This is a genomic window from Pinirhizobacter sp. (assembly GCF_035317885.1).
Classification (GTDB): Bacteria; Pseudomonadota; Gammaproteobacteria; order Xanthomonadales; family Rhodanobacteraceae; genus Pinirhizobacter.
Genome location: NZ_DATHFX010000409.1, coordinates 1 through 5,778, shown reverse-complemented (window position 1 = coordinate 5,778; position 5,778 = coordinate 1). Strand labels below are relative to the sequence as shown.

Annotated in this window: 4 protein-coding genes; 2 read left to right on the top strand and 2 right to left on the bottom strand. The window is 65.2% G+C overall.

Annotation, left to right across the window (positions count from 1 at the left end; translation table 11 throughout):
- Positions 1 to 66 precede the first annotated feature (66 nt).
- Together VK519_RS13545 and VK519_RS13540 are read right to left on the bottom strand one after the other, a co-directional pair.
- A complete protein-coding gene (locus VK519_RS13545) occupies positions 67 to 207 on the bottom strand; it encodes a hypothetical protein (protein WP_324350606.1) in 141 nt (46 codons plus the stop codon).
- 478 nt (positions 208 to 685) lie between these two features.
- A complete protein-coding gene (locus VK519_RS13540; protein WP_324350604.1) occupies positions 686 to 4,201 on the bottom strand; it encodes a hybrid sensor histidine kinase/response regulator in 3,516 nt (1,171 codons plus the stop codon).
- Between the two features lie 93 nt (positions 4,202 to 4,294).
- Between VK519_RS13540 and VK519_RS13535 the strand changes: the two genes are divergently transcribed.
- Both VK519_RS13535 and VK519_RS13530 read left to right on the top strand, forming a co-directional pair.
- Positions 4,295 to 4,939, top strand: coding sequence for a 4'-phosphopantetheinyl transferase family protein (locus VK519_RS13535; RefSeq protein ID WP_324350603.1), 645 nt, complete (start codon positions 4,295 to 4,297; stop codon positions 4,937 to 4,939).
- 116 nt (positions 4,940 to 5,055) lie between these two features.
- On the top strand, positions 5,056 to 5,778 hold a 723-nt coding region (locus VK519_RS13530; protein ID WP_324350601.1), incomplete at its 3' end, for a pyridoxine 5'-phosphate synthase.

Sequence of the window (5,778 nt, the reverse complement as noted above, 5' to 3'; positions counted from 1 at the left end):
CCGGAAGGGCGTGGCGGGGACTGGTATCCGAAGCTTTCGTACTAGTGATACACGGTTGCCTCGCGCTCAGTTCACCGCCACCACTGTCTCGCCGGAGGTTCCCTCGAGAGCCATGGTGGCGGCGTCCTCGGCCGTTTGCGCGCCAGTCAACAAGACGGTGATTGTGCGTATTTTTCCTTCGCGGTTGCGCACGGTGACGGTGAGCACCTGACGAGCGGGCGCTGCATGGTTAACGACAGCGGGGGCATAGCTAGCCAGACAAGCCGCGAACCCAACGTCTTCCACGTCGCAGAAAGCCGTATGTGTCGCGACCATGCCCTGGGCCGTGCAAGCTGTGGGATCCGTCAATGATTGTAGGGATGGCTCTCATAGTGGTCACATGCCGCCCTTGTCATAAGAGCGCCCGGACTGTTGAAGTCGGGCAAGTGCACGCTCCGCATGCATTTCGGCAGAACGAAATGCCTACCGTCAGGTCATCACTTTCTCGAGGACTCTGACGCCCGCATCATTGCACCACGCACTTCTGGCGGGGCCTGAATTTATAGGCCAAACCGGCAACTTTTCACGACCGATGACAGGAGTGGGACGCAAGTCTCAGCGCGGTTGGCTAGAAGTCACAGACAGGTAGCCAATCAAGGAGAGTGGTCAGGGGATGCATGCGGAAAGCTAACGCTCAAGTTGGGCGCTAGGCAATATTCTGCCGCCAGTCGTCATCGTCCCGGGCCGTCGACTTGCGCCGCGCCAAGGCCACCAGCAGTGCGCGTAGCGCCGCCGGCTTGGCTGGTTTGTGCAACAGCGGATAGCCGAGCGCACGGGCTCGCTGGAGTAGCTGCGGACTATTGTTCGCGGTGATAAGCGCCGCCGGCGGAAGATTTGGCAGGATCTTGCCGAAGCGTTCAAGTACATCCAGGCCGTCCGCGTGGTCATCAAGGTGGAAGTCGGCAAGGATCAGATCCACCGCCTCGCCACGCAGGATGGCCTCCGCCTCCGCTTCGTTTTCCGCAGTAAGGCAGGTGACGCCCCAACGACCCAGTAGTGCGCGCATGCCTTCAAGAATGGTGGCGTCGTTGTCCAGGCACAGCACGCGCAGCGGAAGTTGCTCGCCGCCGGGCAACGTCATCGGCCGCACCTGCTTCGGTGCCACGTACGCGGTGCGCGGCACCGTCACGCTGAAGCAGCTGCCTGTGCCAGCTTCGGAGTGGAGATCCAGCCGGTGCCCGAGGATGGTTGAAATACGCTCACAGATGGAAAGCCCCAGGCCCAGGCCTTTCTCGCCCCACGGTGAGGGACGGTCCAGTCGCTGGAACTCACCGAAGATCCTGGCCTGCTGGTCCAGGGCAATACCCGGGCCGGTGTCCCATACCTCGATGCGCACCTCATCGCCACTGCGTCGCGCGCCCATCAATACGCGCCCACGCCGCGTGTAGCGCAGGGCATTGGAAAGGAAGTTCTGCACGATCCGGCGAAGGAGCTGCGGGTCGCTGCGCACCGACAAGGTGGTAGGCACCACGTCGAAAGTGATGCCGCGCTGCTCGGCCACCACGGCAAATTGCGGTTTCAGGGAATTGAACAGGTCCGTGAGAGAGAACGCGCTAACGTCAGGCCGGTAGCTGCCGGCGTCAAGGCGCGAGACATCGAGCAGGGCATCGAGCAGATCTTCCGCGGCGCGGAAGGATGCATCGATGCGTTCGGCCAGCTGGGCGCTTTCCTCATCGAGCTTGGGATACTGCCGCAAGGCGGAGGTAAACAGCCTGGCCGCGTTCAGCGGCTGCAGAAGATCGTGGCTCGCCGCTGCCAGGAACCGCGTCTTCGAGGCATTGGCCGTTTCCGCATCAAGGCGTGCCTTGGCGGTGTCCGCCAGTGCCTCGGAGAGTTCCGCGGTGCGCAGATCCACGCGTTGTTCCAGGGTTTCGTTGGCCTCGATCAAGGCCAGCTCGGCGTGTTTGTACGCGGTGACATCGGTGTAGGTGGTGACATAACCACCGCCCGGAAGTGCGCGGCCGCGCATTTCGATCACCGTGCCATCGGGGCGGACACGCTGGAACAGATGTGGCGAGCCCGCCCGCATGTAGCCAATGCGCTTGGCGATGTGTTGCTCCACTTCACCCGCGCCGCATTCGCCGTGTTCTGCGTTCCAGCGGATCAGGTCACTCACCGGCAGCCCTACGTACACCATGCCTTCGGGGTAATCGAACAACTCCACGTAGCGCCGGTTCCAGGCCACCAGGCGCATCGTCGCGTCGACCACGCTGATGCCCTGCGACACGTTCTCGAGCGTGGTGGAAAGCAGCTCCCGGTTGAAGCGCAGTTCCTGCGAAGCTTCGTCCATCAGCGCCATGGCCTCGGCGATGTCCAGGCCCGTGCCCGACAGTGCGCTGATCAGGATGCGCCGGGCACTGGCCGCCCCGACCGCACCTGCCAGAAGGCGTTCGGTGAACTGGATCAGCGAGCGATCGGCCAACTGGCCCGGCTGCAGCTCCTTTCCGCGGCGAATGCCGTACTCGGCGAAGGCGCGTTCCGTGCTGCGTTCACCGACGATGCGGCCGGCGATGGCGAAGAGATCGCGCACGGCCACCCGGCCGCGCCAGTCGCCCGCACCGGTGGTTACCCCGGCCAGTGGATCGACGAACAACGCCGCATGCAGGCGCTCCTCGATGCCTGGCCGCACGCGCAGGGAGATGAACACCAGGGCGCCAACGTTCATCAGCAGCGACCAGAACGTGCCATGCGTGACCGGATCCCAACCGGTGAGGTGGAACAAGCCGGTGGGCCGCAGCCAGTCAATCTTCAACGGCCCTTCCTGCAACCATGCCTGTGGCAACCAGCCCGAGCGGATCATCGCCGGCATCAGCAAGGTATAAGCCCAGGTAGCGAAGCCGGCCAGCAGCCCCACGTACACACCCACCCGGCTCGCGCCGCGCCAGTACAGGCCCGAGACGATCGCCGGTGCGAACTGCGCCACGGCGGCGAAGGCAAGCAAGCCCGTGGCGGCGAGGTTCTCGTCACCGGCAAGCAGGCGGTAGTAGGCGTAGGCGCCGGCAGCGAGCAGCACGATGGCTACCCGCCGCACGCGAAGCACGATGTACGACAGGTCGCTGCGATGCTCAAGCCCCAGGCGATGGATACGCAGCAGCGCGGGCATCACCAGGTCGTTGCTGATCATCGTGGACAGAGCCACCGCTGCCACGATCACCATGCCGGTAGCGGCGGAGAAGCCGCCGACGAAAGCAAGCAACGCCATGCCTTCGTTGCCCAGGGCCAGTGGGAGATTGAGTACCCAGGCGTCGGCCGATCCATTGCGCACCGAAGGCAGGTGCATGCCGCCGGCGACGATCGGCAACACGGCAACGCTGATCAGCACCATATAGGCCGGGAACATCCACCGCGCCCGGCGCAGATCCTTGGGGTCTTCGCATTCCACCACGCCGATGTGGAACTGCCGCGGCAGGCAGAACATCGCGCAGAAGGCCAGGAGCGTCTGCGCGATGAAACCGGTGGGCAGGCCTTCCTTCAATTCGTTGACGGCCGGCGCGAAGCTGGCAACGAGGCCTGGACCATGCATCCAGGCGTACACGCCGATGGCGATGAACGCCACCAGCTTCACCAGCGATTCCACCGCCACCGCCAACATCATGCCGTGGTGATGTTCTGAGGCATCGATGCTGCGCGTACCGAACAGGATGGCGAAGATGGCCAGCAAGATGGCGCACCACATCGCGCTGTCACCGACCAGCGGGATCGCCGCGTTTGGATGGCCTGCGGTGAGCACATGGAAGGACATCGCCACGGCTTTGAACTGCAGGGCGATGTACGGGATGATCGCCACCACCGCGATGATCGCCACCAGAGCCGCCAGGCCGTGCGATTTGCCGAAGCGCGCAGCGATGAAGTCGGCGATCGAGGTGATGTTGCGCTCGCGCGACACCAGCACCAAGCGCTGCAGCAGGCCGAAACCCATCACAAGCAGCAACAGCGGGCCTAGATAAATCGGAAGGTACGCCAGGCCGTCGCGCGCCGCGGTGCCGACAGCGCCGTAGAAAGTCCATGACGAGCAATACACCGCCAGCGCCAGGCTGTAGACGATCGGCCGCAGGCGCGGTTGCCGCGGGTAGAGCGGACGGCGATCGCCGGCGTAGGCCACGGCGAACAGCAAGCCCACGTACACCAGCGCCAGCAACAGCAGGTAGCCGCCAGCAATCACGTCATGCCCCCGGGATTCATGCATCCATTCTAGGCATAAGTTGCCCTGTCCTTCGCCATGCCGGCGCGCGGACGTTACCATCGGTGGATGAGCGTGCCTTCCCGCCTGCCCCGGCTTAGCCCCGACGAGATCCACCTGTGGCCGATGCGCCTGGCCTCGAGCAACGAGACCGCCGGACACGCGGTGCTGCCCTGGCTTGCCGCCTACCTGGACGTATTGCCGGGCGATTTGCACCTGGGGCGCGGCCCGTTCGGCAAACCGGCACTCGAGGGCGCGCACGCCAGGCTGTCCTTCAGTTGGTCGCACACAGGCGACGTGGCCCTGCTTGGCGTGGCCTGGGAACTGCCGGAACTGGGCGTGGACATCGAGCGCGACCGCCCACGGCCGCGCCTGCTGGATATCGCCGGGCGTTATTTCGCCCCCGATGAGACCGCATGGCTGGCAGCGCAGCCGCAAGAAGACCGGCAGGCCGCCTTCCTGCGGCTGTGGACGGCCAAGGAGGCGGTATTGAAGGCCCACGGCCAGGGCCTCTCGTATGGCCTGCACCGGGTGGGCTTCACCTGGAACAACGGTCCGGCGGCGAACGGGTTCGAGGGCGAACTGGCGCCGGCTTCGCGCTGGAGCCTGGTGGAACCGGAGATCGGACCGGGCCTGCATGCGCACGTGGCCTGGTCCGATGCGCAACGCCCGCGCCGCGTGCTGCTGCCCGGTAGCGAGGAACCTTTCGCGCGCGCTTAGGTCTGATCCTTCGTTGCCAGTCGTGGAAGGGCGCCACATGGACGTGGCGCGTTATGCTCCGTAACAGTCACTGGCGCAGGCCGCGAGGCCTGCGCCTTTCTTGTCATGGATCTGCGATGACCTTCCTTAGCGTCAACCTCAACAAGATCGCCGTGCTGCGCAATTCCCGCGGCGGCAACGAACCGGACCTGGCCACGGCCGCACATACGTGCCTTGAGGCCGGTTGCGATGGCCTGACCGTGCATCCGCGCCCCGACCAGCGGCACATCCGCCCAAGCGACGTGCGCATGCTCGCCACCCTGCTGCGCGGCCGCGGCGAATACAACATCGAGGGCAACCCGTTTGCCCCGGCCCGCGGCGATTACCCGGGCCTGCTGGAACTGGCGCGTGAAACGCGGCCCGCCCAGGTCACCCTGGTGCCGGACGGCGACGGACAGATCACCTCCGACCACGGGTTCGACCTCACCAGGGATTGCGACATGCTCGCGCCCCTGGTGGCGCAGTTCCGCGAACTGGGCTGTCGAGTCAGCCTGTTCGTCGATGCCGGCGGCGAAGGCTTCGCTGAAGCTTCGCGCATCGGCGTGCAGCGCGTGGAGATCTACACCGGCCCCTACGCCGAGGCCTTCGCCGCCGGAAAGGTGAAGCAGGCCCTGGAGCTATGTTCGGAGACGGCGCGCCGCGCGCAGCAGGCTGGGCTCGCGGTGAATGCCGGGCACGACCTCAGCCTGGACAACGTCGGCACCTTCAAGACCGCGATCCCGGGTCTTGCCGAAGTGTCCATCGGCCATGCTCTGATCACCGAGTCGCTGTATTCGGGCATGGCCAACGTGGTGCGCCGC